Origin of the sequence: uncultured Mailhella sp. (assembly GCF_944324995.1) — a bacterium.
GTDB lineage: Bacteria > Desulfobacterota > Desulfovibrionia > Desulfovibrionales > Desulfovibrionaceae > Mailhella.
The window spans coordinates 45,828-64,789 of the sequence record NZ_CALUYL010000004.1 but is presented as its reverse complement, the minus strand read 5'-3'; the positions used below and the strand labels follow the sequence as shown (position 1 = coordinate 64,789).

General features: G+C 62.1%; 17 protein-coding genes and 1 tRNA gene. 10 read left to right on the top strand and 8 right to left on the bottom strand.

Annotated features, from left to right (window positions below; genetic code table 11):
- Positions 1–145: 145 nt before the first annotated feature.
- A complete protein-coding gene (gene ligA, locus Q0K02_RS03450) occupies positions 146–2,221 on the bottom strand; it encodes an NAD-dependent DNA ligase LigA (protein ID WP_294485092.1) in 2,076 nt (691 codons plus the stop codon).
- A 151-nt stretch (positions 2,222–2,372) separates the two neighbouring features.
- Between ligA and Q0K02_RS03445 the strand changes: the two genes are divergently transcribed.
- Entirely contained in the window at positions 2,373–3,422 is a 1,050-nt protein-coding gene (locus tag Q0K02_RS03445) for a lipoate--protein ligase (protein ID WP_294485091.1), read from the top strand.
- Positions 3,423–3,585: 163 nt separating this feature from the next.
- Here Q0K02_RS03445 and yfcE read toward each other — a convergent pair whose 3' ends face one another.
- Positions 3,586–4,134, bottom strand: coding sequence for a phosphodiesterase (gene yfcE, locus Q0K02_RS03440; RefSeq protein WP_294485089.1), 549 nt, complete (start codon positions 4,132–4,134; stop codon positions 3,586–3,588).
- Between the two features lie 904 nt (positions 4,135–5,038).
- Here yfcE and Q0K02_RS03435 point away from each other — a divergent pair.
- The 8 genes from Q0K02_RS03435 (at position 5,039) to Q0K02_RS03400 (ending at position 11,855) form a co-directional block, all read left to right on the top strand.
- Positions 5,039–5,725, top strand: a complete 687-nt coding sequence (locus tag Q0K02_RS03435; RefSeq protein WP_294485087.1) for a cytochrome c3 family protein — start codon at positions 5,039–5,041, stop codon at positions 5,723–5,725.
- 135 nt (positions 5,726–5,860) lie between these two features.
- Positions 5,861–6,982 carry a 4Fe-4S dicluster domain-containing protein gene (locus Q0K02_RS03430; protein ID WP_294485085.1) on the top strand — a complete coding sequence of 374 codons (1,122 nt, stop codon included), beginning with the start codon at positions 5,861–5,863 and terminating at the stop codon, positions 6,980–6,982.
- Positions 6,983–7,024: 42 nt separating this feature from the next.
- On the top strand, positions 7,025–8,026 hold the full coding sequence (locus Q0K02_RS03425) for an RnfABCDGE type electron transport complex subunit D (protein ID WP_294485082.1): 1,002 nt from the start codon (positions 7,025–7,027) through the stop codon (positions 8,024–8,026).
- On the top strand, positions 8,023–8,598 hold the full coding sequence (rnfG, locus tag Q0K02_RS03420) for an RnfABCDGE type electron transport complex subunit G (RefSeq protein ID WP_294485080.1): 576 nt from the start codon (positions 8,023–8,025) through the stop codon (positions 8,596–8,598). Before Q0K02_RS03425 ends, rnfG begins: the two co-directional genes overlap by 4 nt.
- Before the next feature lie 10 nt (positions 8,599–8,608).
- Positions 8,609–9,292 (top strand): electron transport complex subunit E, encoded by a 684-nt coding sequence (locus tag Q0K02_RS03415; RefSeq protein WP_294485077.1) that lies wholly within the window; start codon positions 8,609–8,611, stop codon positions 9,290–9,292.
- A 65-nt stretch (positions 9,293–9,357) separates the two neighbouring features.
- Complete coding sequence (locus Q0K02_RS03410) at positions 9,358–9,930, top strand: RnfABCDGE type electron transport complex subunit A (protein ID WP_294485076.1); 573 nt, start codon at positions 9,358–9,360, stop codon at positions 9,928–9,930.
- Between the two features lie 54 nt (positions 9,931–9,984).
- Entirely contained in the window at positions 9,985–10,851 is an 867-nt protein-coding gene (rnfB, locus tag Q0K02_RS03405; protein ID WP_294485075.1) for an RnfABCDGE type electron transport complex subunit B, read from the top strand.
- A 35-nt stretch (positions 10,852–10,886) separates the two neighbouring features.
- Positions 10,887–11,855, top strand: a complete 969-nt coding sequence (locus tag Q0K02_RS03400; RefSeq protein ID WP_294485074.1) for an FAD:protein FMN transferase — start codon at positions 10,887–10,889, stop codon at positions 11,853–11,855.
- 162 nt (positions 11,856–12,017) lie between these two features.
- Here Q0K02_RS03400 and Q0K02_RS03395 read toward each other — a convergent pair whose 3' ends face one another.
- From Q0K02_RS03395 to Q0K02_RS03375, 5 genes are all read right to left on the bottom strand, one after another.
- Complete coding sequence (locus Q0K02_RS03395; protein ID WP_294485072.1) at positions 12,018–12,896, bottom strand: ATP-binding cassette domain-containing protein; 879 nt, start codon at positions 12,894–12,896, stop codon at positions 12,018–12,020.
- Positions 12,897–12,898: 2 nt separating this feature from the next.
- Complete coding sequence (locus Q0K02_RS03390) at positions 12,899–13,939, bottom strand: ABC transporter ATP-binding protein (RefSeq protein ID WP_294485070.1); 1,041 nt, start codon at positions 13,937–13,939, stop codon at positions 12,899–12,901.
- A gap of 156 nt (positions 13,940–14,095) precedes the next feature.
- Entirely contained in the window at positions 14,096–15,640 is a 1,545-nt protein-coding gene (locus Q0K02_RS03385) for an ABC transporter substrate-binding protein (RefSeq protein ID WP_294485068.1), read from the bottom strand.
- 19 nt (positions 15,641–15,659) lie between these two features.
- Positions 15,660–16,556 (bottom strand): ABC transporter permease, encoded by an 897-nt coding sequence (locus Q0K02_RS03380; RefSeq protein ID WP_294485066.1) that lies wholly within the window; start codon positions 16,554–16,556, stop codon positions 15,660–15,662.
- Positions 16,553–17,542, bottom strand: a complete 990-nt coding sequence (locus Q0K02_RS03375; RefSeq protein WP_294485064.1) for an ABC transporter permease — start codon at positions 17,540–17,542, stop codon at positions 16,553–16,555. Before Q0K02_RS03375 ends, Q0K02_RS03380 begins: the two co-directional genes overlap by 4 nt.
- 751 nt (positions 17,543–18,293) lie before the next feature.
- Between Q0K02_RS03375 and Q0K02_RS03370 the strand changes: the two genes are divergently transcribed.
- Positions 18,294–18,677: a hypothetical protein gene (locus Q0K02_RS03370; RefSeq protein WP_294485063.1), complete on the top strand. Its 384-nt coding sequence runs from the start codon at positions 18,294–18,296 to the stop codon at positions 18,675–18,677.
- A gap of 164 nt (positions 18,678–18,841) precedes the next feature.
- Here Q0K02_RS03370 and Q0K02_RS03365 read toward each other — a convergent pair.
- Positions 18,842–18,917, bottom strand: a tRNA-Asn gene (locus tag Q0K02_RS03365).
- Positions 18,918–18,962: the final 45 nt, after the last annotated feature.

Sequence of the window (18,962 nt, the reverse complement as noted above, 5' to 3'; positions counted from 1 at the left end):
CACAGCCAGACCGCCTCCGCGGCCCCGGCAACTGCCATCCATCGTCCGTCCATGGGAGGACACTGAAAAAAATCTGGCCCATCATATCCAATAAAACACCAACGCGCAAGTGCGGCAAGGGGCTTTTTCGATACCCGACGGGATATTACTGATGGCTTTCCCCCTGAAGCAGGGCAAGAAATCCGTTTTCATCCAGAACGGTGATACCCAGAGTTCTGGCCTTGTCAAGTTTCGAGCCGGGGTTTGCGCCAACAATCAGATAATCCAGCGTCTTCGACACCCCGGACGCCACGTTGGCTCCGGCGGCTTCGGCCATTCTGCGGTACTCGTCGCGCGGGCGGGAAAGCGTGCCCGTAAAGAGCACCTTGCGACCGGCAAGCGCACCCGTGCCCTCTTCTTTTCGTCCGCCCTTCGGCCAGAGCCCCATGGCGCGGAAGCGTTCCAGAAGTTCGCGGTTGGAATCCGTTTCAAAAAAGGCGCGAATGCTTCCCGCCACCTCGGGACCGATGTCCGGCAGGCTCATGAGCTCCTCGACTCCGGCCTTTTCCAGCTCGTCCATGTCGTGAAAATGCTCGGCCAGCGTGCGCGCGGTCTGCTCGCCCACCTGTCGAATGCCCAGCGCGGCAATGAAGCGCGTCAGCGTTGCGGAACTCTTCGCCTGCTCCAGCGCGGCCACGAAATTGCCCGCAGACACCTCGCCCATGCGCTCATAGCTCATGAGCTCCTCCCTGGTCACGGTGAACAGATCCGCCGGACTCTTCACCCGCCCGGATTCAATGAGCGCTTCCACCCATTTCGCTCCCACGCCGTCCACGTCCAGCCCGGCCTTGGACACGAAATGCACGATGCTGCGCATGATGACCGCCGGACAGGCCATGTTCAGGCATCGCCACGCCGCCTCGCCTTCCAGTCTCCGGGCCGGAGAGCCGCACACGGGACACACGTGCGGAAATTCAAAGGGAACCAGACCTTCCGGTCTTTTTTCCAGCACGGGCCCGATCACGTCGGGAATCACGTCCCCGGCGCGCTGAATGATGACGATATCGTTCTCGCGCAGATCAAGACGGCGGATTTCATCCTCGTTGTGCAGCGTGGCGCGGCTCACCATCACGCCGCCGAGGCTCACGGGCTCGAGTTCCGCCACAGGCGTGAGCACGCCTGTGCGTCCCACCTGAACGGCTATCTTCTTCAAACGCGTTTCCGCCTTGCGGGAGGTGAACTTCCAGGCCACGGCAAAGCGGGGCGCGCGCGCCGTAAAGCCCAGCGCGGCCTGCGCCTCCCGGTTGTCCAGCTTGTACACCACGCCGTCTATCTCAAAGGGCAGATCGTCGCGAATGCTCTCAAGGTGCCTGTAGTAGGCAAGCGCCTCGTCCGCATTCCGGCAAAGACGCCCCTCGGGCGGCGTGTCGAAGCCCCAGTCCTTCAGCGAAGCCATGAGCGCCGAATGCGTCGTCCACAAGGTCATGCCCGGCGCGTCCACCTCGCCGAGACTGTACGCCAGAAAACGCAGCTTGCGGCTCGCCGTCACGTTGGTGTCGAGCTGACGCAGCGATCCCGCCGCGGCGTTGCGCGGATTGGCAAAGCGCTTCTGCCCGAGTTCGGTCTGCCGCTTGTTCAGCTCCTCGAATTCCCGGCGGAACATGAGCACTTCCCCGCGAATCTCGATGCGGCGCGGAAAAGGCCCGTTGCCCCGCAGGCGAAGCGGCAGATTGCGCACCGTGCGCATGGCTTCGGTCACCACTTCCCCCACTTCGCCGTCGCCGCGGGTGAGCGCCTGCACCATCACGCCGTTCTCGTAGGCCAGTTCGCAGGCAAGGCCGTCCAGCTTCGGATCCGCCCACCACGCCGACATGACGTCGGGCCCGGCTTCGGGCAGCGCGCGCGAGGCCTTCTGCACGAAGCCCTCCCACTCCTCAAGGGAAAACACGTTGTCCAGACCGTACATCCTTTCGCGGTGAGGACGCGTTTCCAGATACGGCAGCACGGCCCCGCCCACGCGACGCGTGGGAGAATCCAGCGTGCGCAGATCGGGAAAGCGTTCTTCCAGCTCCACCAGTTCGCGATACAGCGCGTCGTAGGCCTCGTCGGTGATCTCAGGCGCGTCCAGCTGATGATACAGGCGATTGTGACGGTCTATCTCCCGGCGGAGCTTCGCCGCGCGGGCCTCGGCGCGGGCATGTTCGCCCCCGGCGGGAGCGTCGAATAATGAAAGCTGATCCATGACTTCCTCGAATCTGCAATAGAGTGGACTAATTGAACTTCGCTCTTTTGCGGCATACTGCCACGACGCCGTGCCGAGGGCAAGCGATCCCCCTTGCGCAGCGCTCTTCCGCCCCTTATAGTCGAGCGCACCCGTCATCAAGGAGTCCGACATGTACGCCCTGCGCATAGCAAGCACCGATCCCGCCTTCAATCTGGCTCTGGAAGAAACCCTCTTCAACTCGCTCGGCCCGGAGAATCCGGGCATCTTTCTCATCTGGCGCAACGCGCCGTCGGTCATCATCGGCTGCCATCAAAATACCGCCGAAGAAGTGAACGCCGCCTACTGCCGCGAGCACGGCATTGCCGTCGTGCGCCGCCCCACCGGCGGAGGCGCCGTGTATCACGATCTCGGCAACGTGAATTTTTCCTTTCTTGTGTGGGTGGAGAAAAACCGTCTTGCCGGATTCGAGGCCTTCATGCGCCCCATGGTGGCCGCGCTGCGCGACCTCGGCGTGAACGCCGAATACACAAGCCGCAACGACATCACGGTGAACGGGCGCAAGGTGTCGGGCACGGCGCAGCGCCGCTCCGGGCAGCGCATGCTGCACCACGGCTGCCTGCTCGTGGATGTGGACACCTCCGAGCTCAGCAATGCGCTGGCCGTGGACGTGGAAAAATTCCGCACCAAGGGCGTGGCCTCGCATCGGGCGCGGGTGGCGAATCTTCGCGAATTTCTGCCCGCGGGACTGAGCGGCTCGCAGTGCATGGACATGGTGATCGAAGCCATGACGCGCCGCTGCGCGGACGAAGAGCGCACGCTGGATCCCGCCCTCAGGGAGCAGGCCGAGGCGCTCGCAAACGCCCGCTACCGTCGCTGGGAGTGGAACTGGGGGCAGTCGCCGCGCTTTACGGAAAAACGCCGTCACCGCTTCGGCTGGGGCAGACTCGAATGCCTGCTCGACGTGCGAAACGGCGTCATTTCGGGCTGCCGCCTGTTCGGCGACTTTTTTGCCCTGCGCGACATCCGCGAGCTGGAAACCATACTGACGGGCAAACGCGCCGACGCGCCTTCCCTGCGCAGAGCGCTGGCCGACGTGCCGGTGGAAAGCTGGTTTTCCGGCGCGCGTCGCGAGGAACTTCTCGACATGCTCTGCGGCGATCCCGTCCGGGACGATAAGGCTCAACACGCCTCATCCGGCAGCGAGTCCGAACCTTCCTAGCCGAGGTCGGCCGCGCTCCGGGAAGATCGCCCGGCAACACGCTCCCGTCACGCGGACGGCAAAAACGGCCGAGCAACCAAAAGCTCCCCCGCCGCGCCGGAGCAGAACCATCGCAAAAAAAAAACGCGCCTCGTCCGCTGCGGGAAAGAGGCGCGTTTTTTTATCAGAAGGAGCACTCCCGATACACGGAGCCGTCCTCAAGATTCAGCCAGCGAAACACGCCGTTCTCCCACAGCATGCAGCTGTGGGCGCTGCCTTCCTTGGGAATGGAAACGGAGCCGGGGTTCATGGCCACAAAGCCTTCGTGCCTGTTGCACACGGGCACATGCGTGTGACCGTACAACAGGATGCTGCCGGAAGGGAACGGGGGCGGCGTCTTTTCGTTGTAGTGATGGCCGTGCGTCGCATAGGCCTCGGCATTGCCGAGCGTCAGCACGGCGTATTCCGCCATGATGGGAAAGTCCAGCACCATCTGATCCACTTCGCCGTCGCAGTTGCCGCGCACGCACAGCAGCTTCTCGCGCAAAGGATTGAGCATGGCCATGACCTTTTTCGGCGCGTATTCCTCCGGCAGATCGTTGCGCGGGCCGTGATAGAGAATGTCGCCGAGAATGAGCAGTCTGTCGGCGTTCTCCTTTTCAAAGTATTCCAGCAGTCGGCCGCACCAGCGGGCCGAACCGTGAATATCGGAAGCAATGATGAGTTTTTTCATGCGATCTCCTTTGCGCCGACCATGCCAGAGTCGAGAAAAAAAATCGAGTCCCGACACGGCTGTCGCGGGGAGGGAAGCCAGGCGCGTCCGCCGTACGACGCCGAAAGCGCCCCGAACACGCGACGCCGGGAAGAAACGCCGCTTTCAGGCTTCCCTTTGCCGATGAGCATGACGCCAGGCCTCCCGGAAGACGCCCTGCCGCGCGTCACGTTCCCGGCAATCCGTCTCTGCCTGCGCGCCCTGCTGCAAAGCAGCGCCGATTCCCGGCGGACCGGAGTCGGTCAGACACGGCCCGACGCTTGTCCGACAACATGTTCCCGCCTTCCCGAACGCTCGGGAAATGCCTGTTCCGCCCCTTCCCGGGAACATGTGACATGGCGCGGAGTTGTCACAACGCCGATAAGTTTCTCACACGACAACAAAAAAAATTTTTCACATATACGCAACAGGAGAGCAATGTCAATTCATTTATTTTTCATAATAATATAAATATATTACATATAATACCCGCATCTGCCGTTTTTCATCGCCGCGCAATGGGCCCTTCGTTCCGGCAGCTCGTGCCGATGCTCTCCGCGCGGCGTCCGTCCTTTTGCGCAAAACGCAGCGTCTCAACTCCTCAGGCGATCCGACGGCGCATGTCCATTTCATCCAAGAAAAAAAGGATGATGCGCCAACGAGGCCTCCTTTCTTCCGCCAAGTTCCGTTTTGAACGACAAAAAGAAAAATTACAAAAAAATCAACTGATAAGTAAGCAATAACATGTGAAAATTATGTTTTTACCCCTTCTCAACCAATGAAACATGTTATATGAAAAAAGCTAAATCAGGGGGAGAAGACATTGCGTAACGTAACATATATCCTGACTGGCGCGCTGCTGATTCTGGCTGTGGGAGGATATCTTATGCCGGAGAAATCCGACCCTCTTCCCAACAGAATTCTCATGGACAACTCGGCCGGCCGTGTGGTCTTCAACCACGGAGCCCACGCCGAAAAACTCGGCATCGACTGTCTGACCTGCCATCACGACGCGCCGACGCCGGAACAGGCCGGAGTGAGCTGCAAGAGCTGCCACGGCCTGGAATTCGACGCATCCTTTAAAGGACACTCCTACACCATGGATCCTTCCACCTGCGCGACCTGTCATCACATGACGCTCTCGCACAAGAAGTGGGGGCACTCCAGGCATACGAAGGAATTCAAGCTCGAGTGCACGTCGTGTCATCACGGCCCGCAGATAGAGGCCCGGCCTCAGAACTGCGCGAACTGCCATGACCGCAAGACCGACATGGGGCCGATTCTCTCCCTGAAGAACGCCGTGCATACGCGCTGCGCCAGCTGCCATGAGGACGCCTTCCGGAAGGACGACATGTCCTCGTGCGCGACCTGCCACACCGCCACGGCGTCACGCGACCTGCAGATGCAGGGCAGACTCCCCAAGAGCGCGCTTGTTCCCTGCTCCACCTGCCACGAGACCGAACCCTCCCGACTGGTTCCCGGAGTCATGTCGGCCTACCACGGTCTGTGCATCTCCTGCCACGAAAAGCAGGGAGGCCCCGTGGACAACTGTGCGCAATGCCATACGAAATAGAGACGGGGAATAGCCATGAAACAGTTTTTTAGGATGATAAGGGATCCTCGATTCCGCCTTGTCTACAACGAACAGAGACCGTTCGGCGAAGGCCCCGCCCCCAGGAGGATTCGCCTCAACCGTGAAGGATTCACCATGGTTGCGGGCGTCAAGAAGAAGACGTTCGTGTACCCCGGCATGCTGCTGGCCGAACATCCCTCGCTGGAAAAAGGCGATCTGCACGCCCCCATCTACGGCGTGATTACGGAAATCAACGCCCGCAGCGTCTTTGTGGACGCCGTGAATCCCGCAGACATGGAACCCGGCACGTTTCCCGATCTGCCTGAACCCGTCGATCTTCTCCGCGAGGGCAAGGAAGGCGAGGAGCTCGTGCTGACCATCAAAAAGATGGGCGTCAACACGCGCTCTCTGGGCTGCCGGGCCAAAACCCTCATCGTGAACGCGCTCAATCCCGAGCCGGGCGTCTGCTGGGCGGAACCCATGCTCGCCCAGCATGCCGACGAAATCCGCACCGGCCTTGAACTGCAGCGCCGCCTGCGCCGCGCCGACGAAATCATCATGGCCGTTCCCACGGGATGCTCCTCGCCCATTTCCGGCGTGAAAACCGTGGAGGTGGATCCCACCTATCCCAACAGCGTGAACGAGCTGCTCATCAAGGAAGTCACCGGCGAGGAAGCCCCGCCGGACGTGGCTGCCGTGGGCCTGCACAACGTGTGGAGCCTCGGCCGCGTGGGTACCACCGGCCTGCCGCTCATGGAAACCGTCATCACCATCGGCACGGCCACGGAATGGGCCAACTACATCGTGAAGAACGGCAGTCTGGTGGGCGAGCTTCTGGAATTTTCGCACATCACGCTGAAAAGCGGAGACACCATTCTCCGCGGCGGTCCGCTTCGCGGCGAAAGTCTGGACAGGCTTGATCGAAGCATCACCAAGGGCGCGTACGGCTTCTTCGTGGTGAACGCCGGGGAAGTGCCGCCTATCGAGGGCGACAGCGCCTGCATCAACTGCGGCGCGTGCATCCAGATATGCCCCACCCGCATCGATCCGCGCATGCTCAGCCGCTACGCGGAATTCGGCAAATACAACATGTCCCGGAAGGAAAACTTCCGGCTCTGCGTCGACTGCGGGCTCTGCGGCTACGTGTGCATCGCGCGTCGGCCCGTGCTTCAGTACATACGTCTTGCCGTCAAAAGGCTCGCGGAAGAGGAACGCCTTGCAAGCCTCACTCCCGTCGAGCCGGTCAGCAAGGGCTAGCCTCTATCCGCGCACGCCGCGAGCACATCAGAGAGAACAGACATGAGCAATTCCAACAACGATATTCTCCTTGCCATCAGCACGCCCCCCTTCTGGCACTGCGGGCGCACCATACGTAAAAACAGCATCCACACGCTCATAGCGCTCGCCCCGGCCGTGGTGCTGAGTCTGATTCAGTGGGGCATGCCGGCGGCCCGAGTCATGGCGCTCGCCGTGGTGGTCTCACTCGTCACCGAAGCCGTCTGCCAGACGCTCATGAAGCAGAAGCTCAGCCAGGACAACGGCACCGCCGCCATTACCGGCCTGCTGCTCGCCTTTCTGCTGCCCGTTTCCGCCCCGTGGTGGCTCGTGGTCATTGCCGCGGCGTGCGCCATGGGCATAGGCCGCATGGCCTTCGGCGGCTACGGCGCCAACCAGGTCAACGCCACCCTCGTGGGCTGGGCCCTGGTGTTCGTTTCCTTCCCGCTCTACATGGATCCCACGGCCTCGGTGCTGCACACCTCGCTCATCGATCCCCTGCTCAAGGCCAAGTACTTCGGCGGCGCGGCCGTGGCGGACTTCCCGCTCTCCGACCTGCTGCTCGGCCGTCAGCTCGGCGGTCTCGGAGCCGCGCAGTCCGGCGCGCTCTTTCTCGGCGGCATGTATCTAGCCCTGCGCGGCGTCATCCGCTGGGAAGTGCCGTTCTCATTCCTCGTCGGCGTGTTTCTTTCCGCATCCGCGCTGCATCTGGCCGATCCCGCTCTGAGCGCCGGGCCTCTCTTCCACATCTTCAGCGGCTCGACCGTGCTCGCCGCCTTCTTCCTCGCCACGGAAGACTCCTGCTCGCCGCATCGCCGCCTGCCCATGCTGCTCTACGGTCTCACCGGCGGCATTCTCGTGCTGCTCATCAGAACCTTCGGCATCTACACCGACGGCGCGCCCTTTGCCGTCATGCTCATCAACCTGCTTGCGCCCATGTTTGCCCTTATCCGCTCGCACCCCTTCGGCACGAAGCCCGGAAAGGCCGCACGCGCGTTCAGCCGCAAAGGGGGGACCAACGCATGAAAAGCATTGTTCAAATGATACTCGTGCTGTCCATCCTGTGCGGCACGGCCGGATTCTGCCTCTCCTACCTTAAAATGACCACGGCTTCCCGCATCGAAAGCCAGGCGCTCACCTTCGTTCAGGGCCCCGCCATTCTGGACGTGTTCAAGGACGCCGACAATTCTCCCATCAACGACCGCCGCGCCTTCACCCTGAAGGACGGCCGCACCGTCAACGTCTTTCCCAGCATGAAGAAGGGAAAGCTCGTCGGCGTTGCCGTGGAACAGTTCGGCAGCGGCTACGGCGGCGATCTCGGCGTGGTGGTCGGATTCAACGTGCAGAACGACACCCTTGCCGGCATAGGCATCACCACCATGAAGGAAACCGCAGGCGTGGGCACCAGAGTCAAGGAACCCGCCTTTCTGAAGCAGTTTCCCGGCAAGAGCCTGCCCGTCAAGCTGAGAAGCCAGGGCGGCGACATCGACGCCGTTTCCGGCGCCACGGTTTCGTCCAACGGCGTCATGGGCGCGGTGGACAGCGCCGTGGCCGTCTATCAGGAACTCAAGCCCCTCCTTCTGGAGACGTGGAAATAACGGAGGAACCATGAATCGCTTCATGCAGGAACTGACCAAGGGTCTGTGGAAGGAACTTCCTCCGTTCCGGCTGCTTCTGGGCCTGTGCCCCGTGCTCGCCGTAACCAAGAGCGCTTCCAGCGGCGTGGGCATGGGCATGGCCGTGCTCTTCGTGCTCACCCTCTCCAACATGCTCATCTCCATGGTGCGCAACATCATTCCCTCCAAGGTGCGCATCGCCTGCTTCATCACCATTTCCGCCACGCTCGTGGTGGCCGTGGAACTGCTCATGCAGGCCTACGCCTACCCCTTGTATCTGCAGCTCGGCATCTTCGTGCCGCTCATCGTGGTGAACTGCATCATTCTCGGCCGCGCCGAAGCCTTTGCCGCCAAGAACCCCGTGCATCTCGCCATCGCCGACGGCCTCGGCATGGGGCTCGGCTTCACCATGTCGCTCACCTTCCTCGGCTCCATCCGGGAAATTCTCGGCGCGGGAACCTGGTTCGGTCACCCCGTCATGTGGGACGGCTTCCAGCCTTTCACCATCATGGTGGAAGCGCCCGGCGCCTTCCTCTGCCTGGGGCTCACCCTCGCCGCCATGAACTACGGCACGCACCGTCAGCTCATGAAGAAGAGCCGCGAAAATTCCGAAGAACTGCCTTCGCCCTGCGGCGGCTGCCGCGCCTGCGCCCTGGGACGCAGCAATAAAGACTGAACCAGCCACGGCCGCCACCGCCCCCGCTGAGGCAGAGCGACCGGCAGACGACAAGGAGAACGCCCATGAGCGTTTTTGAAGTTTTCATTTCCGCCATATTCGTCAACAACATCGTGCTCTCCCAGAACCTGGGCAACTGCCCCTATCTGGGATGCTCCAAGGAAAAAGGCGTAGCCCTCGGCATGGGCACCTCCGTCATTTTCGTCACCGTCATGGCCACGCTGTGTACATGGCTCGTGCAGAAATATCTGCTGGTTCCCACCCATCTGGAATACCTGCAGACGCTGGTGTTCATTCTCATCATCGCCTCGCTCGTGCAGTTTGTGGAAATGTTCCTCAAAAAGGCCGTTCCGCCGCTGTACGCCTCGCTCGGCATCTTTCTTCCGCTCATCACCACGAACTGCTGCGTGCTCGGCGTAACGCTGCTCGTGCAGAGAGAACAGTACAACCTCGTCGATTCCCTGCTCTACGCCTTTGCCACGGGCGCAGGCTTTCTGCTGGCCCTGCTGCTCATGGCCGGCGTGCGCGAACGTCTGGAAACCTGCCGCGTTCCCAGCGCTCTTGCGGGCACGCCCATCGCGCTCATCATGGCAGGCATCATGTCTCTGTCCTTCATGGCCTTCAAGGGCATGGTGTAGGCGGGGCCGCTCCCGCTTCGACAGCTTTCCATCGTCAGCATAAGGACGTCGCTCATGGTTCTCTACTCCATACTTGCTCTTACCGGACTCGGCTTTGTGGCCGCCGTCCTGCTTTCCGTCGCCTCCCGCGTCTTCGCCGTCCATGAGGATCCCATGGTGGGAAAAGTTACCGACAGCCTGCCCGGCGCCAACTGCGGCGGCTGCGGCTACGCCGGCTGCGAAGGCTATGCCAACGCCGTGGTGCATGATCCTTCCATTCCGCCGAACCTGTGCGTGGTCGGCGGCGCCAAGGTGGCTTCCGCCATCGGCGAACTCACCGGCAAGCTGACCACCGAAATGGAGCCGCTCGTCGCCTACCGCCGCTGCGACAAGAACGCCGGTCAGGTGGCCCGCCGCTTCGACTACAAGGGCATCCCCTCCTGCGCCGCGGCCGCCGCCCTGCATCACGGTTCGGATCAGTGCGGATTTTCCTGCCTCGGCTTCGGCGACTGCGTCAAGGAATGCCTCACGAGCGCCCTGCACGTGGAAAACTTCATCGTGGAAGTCAACGAATCCATGTGCATAGGCTGCGGCAAATGTACCAAGATCTGCCCCAGAAACGTGCTCCAGCTCATTCCCAAGCGCGCCCGCGTGGCCATCACCTGCTCCACGCAGGACAAGCTCAAGGCCGTCATGGACGTGTGCAAGGTGGGCTGCATTCACTGCTCAAAATGCGTCAAGACCTGCCCGGCCAAGGCCATCGCCATGGTGAACGACCGCATTCAGATCGATCAGAAGCTCTGTCTGGAATACGGCGACTCCTGCGGTCAGGCCTGCGCCAAGGCCTGCCCCCGCGGCATTCTGCGTCTGCACGGCGCAGCCGCGCTCGCCGCTCAGGCCGAAGCCTGTGAAAAGGCCAGAGCCCAGGAAAAAGCCGAATAGTCTTCTCTTCCCTCCGTCGCCTCTGCGAGGTTTTCATGCTCACCCGACGCTTCTTTCTCCGCTGTCTCACCGCTGCCGCCGCAGCCGCTCTGCCCGTTTCCGCGCTCGCCCGAACCGCGGCCCCCTTCACCGAAACCCGCGTCATGATGGGCACGTTCGTCACCATCAAGACCAGCGGCGTTTCCGAAATGCAGGCGGCCGACGCCGTGGGCAGAGCCTTTGAACGCATGTCGGAGCTCGAAGCGCTGCTCACCCGATTCGACAGCGCCTCCGCCCTCGGCCAGCTCAACGCCGCCGGACGCCTCAAGGATGCGCCCGCGCCGCTGCGCACGGTGGTACAGGCGGCCTCGCGCATGCACGCTCTCACTGGCGGAGCCTTCGACCCCACCGTGCTTTCGCTTCTGGAAGTGCTGGAGCGCTCCTCGGCGGGCATCGACGCCAAAGAAGCGGCCGAGGCTTCGGAACTCATCGGCATGACGCACGTTGAGGCCTCAGGCAGCGACATCCGCTTCGACCGCAGCGGCATGAAAATGAGTCTCGACGGCATCGCCAAAGGCTACATCGCCGACGAAGGCGCGCGCCTGCTTCGCGAATCGGGCGTGAGGAACTTTCTGGTCAACGCCGGGGGAGACATCGTGGCTCAGGGCGGCAAAAACGGCGCTCCCTGGCGCGTGGCCGTGGAAAACCCGGAAAAGTATCGCGGCAACACCGCCTATCCGGCCGTCCGCAATCTGACGAATCAGGCCATGGCCACGTCCGGCACCTATGAGAACAGGTTCGACGGGAAAGGCGCGCTCAATCACATTCTGAATCCCGCAAACGGCCTCTGCGCCACGGTTCCCGGCGCCTCCGTGGTGGCCGCCTCGGCCATGGAGGCGGACGCCCTCGCCACGGCGCTGTGCGTCATGTCCCGCCCGGTGGCGTTCATGGAAGGTGTGCCTCAGGCTTCCTGCCTGATAACCCTGCCGGCAGGCAAGGTGCAGCGCTCCAGCCGCTGGAGCTGACGGCCCCGCGGCGTTTGCCTGCGTCGGCGTTTCGGCAACGTCCCGCGTTCGCCCTCACGGGCGTCAGGACAAAAGCACACTGCGCCCGACGCTGCTCGCAACGCCGCGACGTTCTCCGGATCATCTTCGGAACGCGGCCGCCGGAACGTCGTCCGACTTTTCTCAGCGCAGCACCCGATGCCCGGGCGACACTTCTTCAAACGTCGTTCCGAGCTCTTCTTCGTCGTAGGAAAGAATGGTCCGCGCTCGCTCATAGCGGGGATCAGGCTCCGGCATGGCGGAAAGCAGCACGCGGGTGTAGGCGTGGCAGGGATGCGCAAACAGCTCGTCGGCCTCCGCCTCTTCCACAAGACGGCCTGCGCGCATGACGCCCACGCGGTCGCACAGATACCGCACCATGGCCAGATCGTGCGAAATGTACAGGAAGGAAAAGCCCTGCTCCTGCTGAAGCTGCTGAAAAAGCGTCACTATCTGCGCCTGCATGGACACGTCCAGCGATGCCACGGGCTCATCGGCAATCACAAGTTCCGGATGCACGGCCACGGCCCGGGCTATGGCCACGCGCTGACGCTGACCGCCGGAAAGCTCGGCAGGCTGACGGCACAGCGCCGAGGCGTCCATTCCCACGCGGTGCAAAAGACGTTCCAGCGTCTCCCGGCGCTCTTTGCCGCGCGGCAGAAGCCCCCAGATTTCCAGAGGCTCCGCAAGAATTTCCTCTACGCTCATCACCGGATTCAGCGCCGCCGAGGAATCCTGAAAAATCATCTGCATGCCCCGTCGCACCTCGCGCCGATGCCGACGAAGCACACTGCGATCCGAAATTTTCATCCCCCGAAACCATATTTCTCCCGAGCTGACCGGATAGACGCCCATGATGGTGCGCGCCAGCGTGGACTTGCCGCAGCCCGATTCCCCCACAAGACCGTAGATCTCTCCCGGGCGCAGCGTCAGCGAAAAATGACGCACCGCCTCCACGGTGAGGGAGCGATCCACAACGAAATTCCGGCAGCAGTCGCGAATCTCCAAGAGAGGGGCAGACATGTTCAACGCCCCCTTCCGCGCACAGGGCACGCCACGCGCGGCGCGCGCGGATCAAGAAGCCAGGTGGCGGCGCTGTGCCCCGCAGACACGGGGAAAAACGGCGGCATTTCTTCGTAGTCGATGTCGAGGGCGTATTCGTTGCGTTCGGCAAAGGCGTCGCCGCGGGGAAGATGCGTCATGTCCGGCGGCATGCCGGGAATGCCGCGAAGCCGCTCGCCCCGCCGCGCCCTTGACGGCAGCGCCTGCAGAAGTCCCCAGGTGTAGGGATGCCGGGGATCATAAAAAATGTCCTCCGCGCTTCCCGTTTCCACTATTTTTCCCGCGTACATGATGGCCACCCTGTCGGCCACGCGCGCCACTACGCTCAAATCGTGCGTGATGAGCACGATGGCCGTGCCCCTGCTCGCGCTGACCTCGCGGAGCAGATCAAGAATATGCGCCTGCACGGTGACGTCGAGCGCGGTGGTCGGCTCGTCGGCAAACAGCACGAGGGGATCCAGGGCCAGCGCCACGGCCAGCACGCAGCGCTGACGCATGCCGCCGGAAAAGCAGTGCGGCTGCAGCTTCATGCGCTGTTCCGGGCGATCTATGCCCACAAGACGCAAAAGCTCCACGGCTCTGCAATCGGCCTCGCTCCCTGACACCCCGCGGCGGCGCAGTGCCTCCGTAATCTGACGCCCCACCGGCATGGCGGGATTCAGCGACGTCATGGGATCCTGAAACATCATGGAAAAGAATTCGCCCCGCAGTCGCTGCATCTGCCGTTCGGAATACGCGCAGATGTCTTCGCCAGCCGCCAGAATGCGACCGCGAAGGCGCGCCCGCTCCGGCAGCAGCTTCATGACCGCCCGGCAGAGCACGGACTTGCCGCAGCCCGATTCCCCCACCACGGCCAGAATCTCGCCCGGGTGCAGCGCAAGAGAAACGCCCCGCACCGCATGCAGCGTGCCCGACGGCGTGTCGAAATCCACTTCCAGATTCTCTATCTGAAGAACCGGTTCCTTTGATGTTCCGCTGTTCATCCTCTGACCCGCACCTGTCATGATCAACGATTCCGCCCCAAAATTTCTCTGAACGCAGACGGTTCCGCCGCAAAGAGCCTCTCTCCACGCCCGGAGGCTTCCCGCTCAGACGTTCCCGAGTCGGCGCAAAAGGATAACCCTCCGCACCGACTCGGGATGTCGCCTGTTTCTGCCAAATCAAACGCCGGGCTGGCGCTCCAGCGTCCAGTCTTCAATATTCCACATGACGCCCGCCGCATGATGCCCGAGCACCCGCGAAACGTCCAGTCCGCGCAGTCCTTCCACCGTCACGTAGTTGCCGTCCAGATAGGCGATGAAAAGATGCCCCGGATGCTTCGCGTACTCCACTTCAAACGCGCCGTAAATGCTCCTGCGCTTGTCCTGGTCCAGCGTCCCGCGGCCCTCGCGAAGCAGACGGTCCACTTCGGCGTTGGAATAGTGCATGGTATTGTCGCTCGCGCCGGTCACAAAGTCCTTGAACACGGCGTCGGGGTCGAATTCGGCGGCGAAACCGGCAAGAAAGCCGTCATATCCGGCAGTCCAGTCAAAGCGCGTGACCAGCGCAATCTTCATGTCCACGCCTGCCTGCCTGAGCTGATGCGACACCACGTTGGCGATGTCCACGCGCTCCTCTTCGTAGTCCCGAACCTGAATGGTGAAGGAAAACTTCTCGCCGTTGCGCTCGTATATGCCGTCGTCGCCCTTTTTCCATCCGAGCTTCTCCATTTCGGCCGCAAACTTCTTCATATCATAAGGATACATGTCGGCCGCGGGATTGCCGCCGAAACGGTTCTTCTGAATGGGGCTGTACGCAGGCGAACCATGACCGGCAAGCACGCTCTTCACGATGGCGGGCTTGTCGAGCGCGTAGTTCAGCACGGCGATGGAATCGGCGTTGCGCTGCCAGAAGTCGGAACGAAAATCCATGGAGCAGGAACGATAGTCCGCCGTCTGGAAGTCCACGTTGCGGAAGCCTTCCCGGCCGCGGAAACGGTCGGCATAGCGGGCGTTCAGCCACGCCACATCCGCCTCGCCGGACTGCAGCATGAGCGCCTTGGTGCTCTCCACGGCCACGGTCTTGTAAATGACGCGCCGAATGTTCGGCACCTTGCCGTAATAGTTCTCGTTGCGCTCCAGCACGATGTAGCCGCCTGCGGCGTCCCAGCTCACGAAGCGGTAGCGGCCCGTGCCCACGGGCGCATAGTTGGCCGGAGCCGTGTTGATGTCCCGCCCGGCAAACAGATGCTTCGGAAGTATGCCGATGGTGAAGTTGTCCGGCATGGCCGCGTTGGGACGAGAAAGCGTGAACACCACGGTATGCTCGTCGGGAGCCGTGACGGAGGCAATGTCCTCGTAGTTGCTGGTGACGGAGGAAGTCAGCGTCTTGTCTTTGGTGAGCGCCTCGTAGGTGTAGAGCACGTCCTCAACGGTGAACGGCCTGCCGTCGTGCCAGAGCACGCCCGGACGAAGCCTGAACGTGTACGTCGTGCCCTCCACGGACATGCTCTCGGCAAGATCCGGCACGGGACGACCGTGGGCGTCGTACTTCATGAGCCCGGAAAAAATGATGGTGGGCAGCTCCTGATGATTGTTCAGCAGCGGATTGATGGTGCTCTCGTTTTCGCCCGCATACATGAGCGTGTCGTTGTCGAGTTCGGCCGCGCCTGCGGGAACGACCATCAGGCACGCAAGAAAGCATGCGGCAAGCCATTTCAGGTTCATGTTGCCTCCGTGGGGCAGATCAAAGGTTGCTGGGGCCGCGCTCGCGGATCCGGCGAAAGGCCTGACCCAGAACTGTCAAGCACAGCAGTATGACCATGAGAAAAATTCCGGGAAAAACAATGACCCACCAGGTGTTCAGAAGCAGCGCCTTGTCCGCGAGGGCCAGCATGCTGCCGAGCGACACCACGTCCACCGGAAGCCCCAGACCGATGAAGCTGAGGGTGGCTTCCATGATCATGCCCGTGCTGACGCTCGACACGATCATGAACAGCACGGCGGACATCACGTTGGGAATGAGATGCCTGCGCAGAATCCGGAAAAACGACGCGCCCATGCAGCGCGCGGCCAGCAGATAGTCGCTGCCCCGTATCTGCCGCACTTCGCCCCGCACCATGCGGGCCAGGGCGAACCAGCCGGTGACGCCGATGACGAGGGAAAGTTCAAGAATGTCCGGCGTGCCCATGAGCGAAAGCAGCAGTATCTGCGAAAGCAGCCGGGGCACGCTCTGACACAGCTCGACCACGCGCATCATGGCGGCGTCCGCCACGTCGGAAGCCATGCCGGACGCGCATCCGTACCCGAGGCCGAGCACGGCAATGACCGCCGTGCTCAGAAGTCCCACGGTCAGCGAGGCGCGGCATCCTCTCCAGATGATGGAATAAATGTCCCGCCCGAGCGAATCCGTGCCGAACCAGAACTCGGCGTCCGGCGCATGATCGACAAAGGCGAGATGAAACAGGGCGGGATCATGCCTCGCGAGCTCGTCGGAAAACAGACAGGCCGTCACGATCAGCGCAAAAAGCAGACCGGCCAGCGCCGTGGTCGCGCGGATCCGACGCCTCCGGCAGGGGCGGACGTCGTCGGAAAACGGTTCGGCACGATGCGCTCCGACAAGCTGAAAGGACGTCGCTTTCATACGCCTCCGCGTTCCGCGCCCTTCATGCGGGAGTCGATGATTTCGTTGACGGCCTGCGCCAGAATGCTGCTCACAATGACCAGGAACCCGGCGAGCATGACCATGAGCATGAGCATGTTGTAGTCGTGATACTTGGCGCTCGACACGGAAAGCAGACCGATGCCGGGATAGTTGAACACGGTTTCGGCCACATAGGTTCCGCTCAGCACGTGGGGAACGGAAATGGCCATGAGGCTCACGATGCCGGGCAGCACGTTGCGCAGGCAGTGACGCATGAGCACGCGCCGTCTGCCGAGGCCCTTGGAGCGGGCGAGCAGAACATAGTCGCGCCGTACCTCGTCGAGCAGGCGATTGCGTATCATGCAGGCGTAGTACCACACGTGACTGGCCACCATGACCACGAGCGGCAGCACGAGATGCCGCATTCTGTCGGCCACGTCTCCGGCCATGCCGGGGCGGTACGCGCCGCTGCCGGGCAGCCAGTGCAGATTCACGCTGAACACCAGCACCAGCATGGTGCCGAGCCAGAACGCCGGCGTGTAGAAGGCCACGGTTCCCGCCGCGCACAGCGTGCGGTCTATCCAGGAATCCTCGTAGCGCACGCAGATGAGCGCCATGCCTATGGCCAGCGCAAACACGAGCGCGTAGGCCGCGCCTCCGAGAATCAGCGTGTTGCCGATGAGCGGCCCGGCCACTTCCAGCGCCGGACGCTTGTACTTGAGCGACATGCCGAAGTCTCCCTGCGCCACGCCGGAAAGCCACTTTTCATACTGCACCCAGAGAGGCGCGTCGAGCCCCAGCCTGTGCCTTGCGGCCTCAAGCTCCCCGGTGCTCATGGACTGCACGGCGTCGCCGTAAAAGGACTGCAACGGATCTCCCGGAGCCATGCGCGACAGGCAGAACACCAGCACGGACAGCCAGAACATCATCAGGACAATCATGACGACGTGCTTGCCCAAAACGCGGGCCACGGCTCTCGCTTTCATGAATATTCCCCTCCCGGCGGGAAAAAACGCGGTGATCGGACGACGCATCCGGCCATACACAACAACGTCGGTCATAAAAACCGGCTCACGCTTCCAAAGTGTTATTTTTTAAAAAATCGTGTTACGAATATAGAGGGGCTCTCCTCTCCTGTCAAGGCGACCACATATCGCCGGAACTCGCCCCTTTTCCGCGGCTCTCATGCGACGCACGGATCATTATTTTTCATGCTGTTTCAACGTGTTGTGCGAATATTTACCGCCTCCTGCCGAAGACGGAGTCACGAAGTGCGGCAGGCGCGCATCTGCTTTCGTCCGTTATTTTTTCGCGCCTGCCCCCGGCGCTCCCGCCCGATGCACGCCGGAAGCTCCGGCGTCCCGCAATCTGCCCTCAAACTTCAATCTTCCCCACCCGCGTGGGGCAGCGCCCTGCCGCTCGCGCCTCCATGACGGGCGCTTTTCCTTTGGCAGAGCCTTTCGGCGATGCCGATTCAGCAGGCCTGACCAGTCGAACGCGCGTCCGTCTCATCCGCCCTTCCCGGCACGCACGATGACACGGCGAAGGGCTCCGGACACTCCCGGACGCTGCTGCATCCCCATGACGACGCGGCCCGTCTTCGCCCTTTTCCGCAAGTCCTTTTTCGTCCACACTGTCGTGGACCAAAGCACCCGCCGCGCTTCTCTCCCTTCTTCCGCAATGCTATATTCTCCCTCGGGCCGCCCGGGAGGCCGGACATTCATCGGGAGAACAGCCATGAAACCGCATCATCTGGAAAAGGAAAAATTTTTCCACTACAAGGGCACGACGGCCTGCTACGCGCTCATCGTCACCGCAGACTGGCAGGTCGTTCTTGCCGACAAAATGCCCCCGCTGAACATGTGGGGAGAACAGGAACCCGAAACGTTCCCACACGCCGTCGATCCCGTCATTGCCTGCATGGCCTATCGCTGGGCCGCACGCGTCTTTCTCGACTGGCTTCATACACGGCATCCGCCGCAGTTCTGGTTCAGCACCGACGAGGTGAAGAATCGCCGTTCCCTGTATATGCGCTATGCTCTCAAGCTCGAAGAACACGGCTACCGCTGCTACGCCTCAAGCGACGACATGTTCCGCTTCGTGCGCACGGCGGATGACTGAACGCTCCGCACGGCGTCGCGGCCTCCCCCGACCGGAACCTCCGCCTCGCAGAAACGGGCACGGCCAAAAATCGCCCGGAAGCACAACGCCTGCCCTGCCGAAAGCCCCGCGGGAATTAAACGCAGAAAGGGCTTACGACATTCATCGTAAGCCCTTCCGAAATTTGGCTCCCCGAGACGGACTTGAACCGCCAACCTAGTGATTAACAGTCACCCGCTCTGCCTATTGAGCTATCGGGGAACGAAGCAACATTTGCTGCGAAAAATTACTTAGCGGATTACACCT

Bases quoted from the DNA above. Each gene is read 5' to 3' on its own strand.
- ligA (WP_294485092.1), bottom strand. From the start codon at position 2,221: ATGGATCAGCTTTCATTATTCGACGCTCCCGCCGGGGGCGAACATGCC.
- Q0K02_RS03445 (WP_294485091.1), top strand. From the start codon at position 2,373: ATGTACGCCCTGCGCATAGCAAGCACCGATCCCGCCTTCAATCTGGCT.
- yfcE (WP_294485089.1), bottom strand. From the start codon at position 4,134: ATGAAAAAACTCATCATTGCTTCCGATATTCACGGTTCGGCCCGCTGG.
- Q0K02_RS03435 (WP_294485087.1), top strand. From the start codon at position 5,039: ATGCCGGAGAAATCCGACCCTCTTCCCAACAGAATTCTCATGGACAAC.
- Q0K02_RS03430 (WP_294485085.1), top strand. From the start codon at position 5,861: ATGGTTGCGGGCGTCAAGAAGAAGACGTTCGTGTACCCCGGCATGCTG.
- Q0K02_RS03425 (WP_294485082.1), top strand. From the start codon at position 7,025: ATGAGCAATTCCAACAACGATATTCTCCTTGCCATCAGCACGCCCCCC.
- rnfG (WP_294485080.1), top strand. From the start codon at position 8,023: ATGAAAAGCATTGTTCAAATGATACTCGTGCTGTCCATCCTGTGCGGC.
- Q0K02_RS03415 (WP_294485077.1), top strand. From the start codon at position 8,609: ATGAATCGCTTCATGCAGGAACTGACCAAGGGTCTGTGGAAGGAACTT.
- Q0K02_RS03410 (WP_294485076.1), top strand. From the start codon at position 9,358: ATGAGCGTTTTTGAAGTTTTCATTTCCGCCATATTCGTCAACAACATC.
- rnfB (WP_294485075.1), top strand. From the start codon at position 9,985: ATGGTTCTCTACTCCATACTTGCTCTTACCGGACTCGGCTTTGTGGCC.
- Q0K02_RS03400 (WP_294485074.1), top strand. From the start codon at position 10,887: ATGCTCACCCGACGCTTCTTTCTCCGCTGTCTCACCGCTGCCGCCGCA.
- Q0K02_RS03395 (WP_294485072.1), bottom strand. From the start codon at position 12,896: ATGTCTGCCCCTCTCTTGGAGATTCGCGACTGCTGCCGGAATTTCGTT.
- Q0K02_RS03390 (WP_294485070.1), bottom strand. From the start codon at position 13,939: ATGACAGGTGCGGGTCAGAGGATGAACAGCGGAACATCAAAGGAACCG.
- Q0K02_RS03385 (WP_294485068.1), bottom strand. From the start codon at position 15,640: ATGAACCTGAAATGGCTTGCCGCATGCTTTCTTGCGTGCCTGATGGTC.
- Q0K02_RS03380 (WP_294485066.1), bottom strand. From the start codon at position 16,556: ATGAAAGCGACGTCCTTTCAGCTTGTCGGAGCGCATCGTGCCGAACCG.
- Q0K02_RS03375 (WP_294485064.1), bottom strand. From the start codon at position 17,542: ATGAAAGCGAGAGCCGTGGCCCGCGTTTTGGGCAAGCACGTCGTCATG.
- Q0K02_RS03370 (WP_294485063.1), top strand. From the start codon at position 18,294: ATGAAACCGCATCATCTGGAAAAGGAAAAATTTTTCCACTACAAGGGC.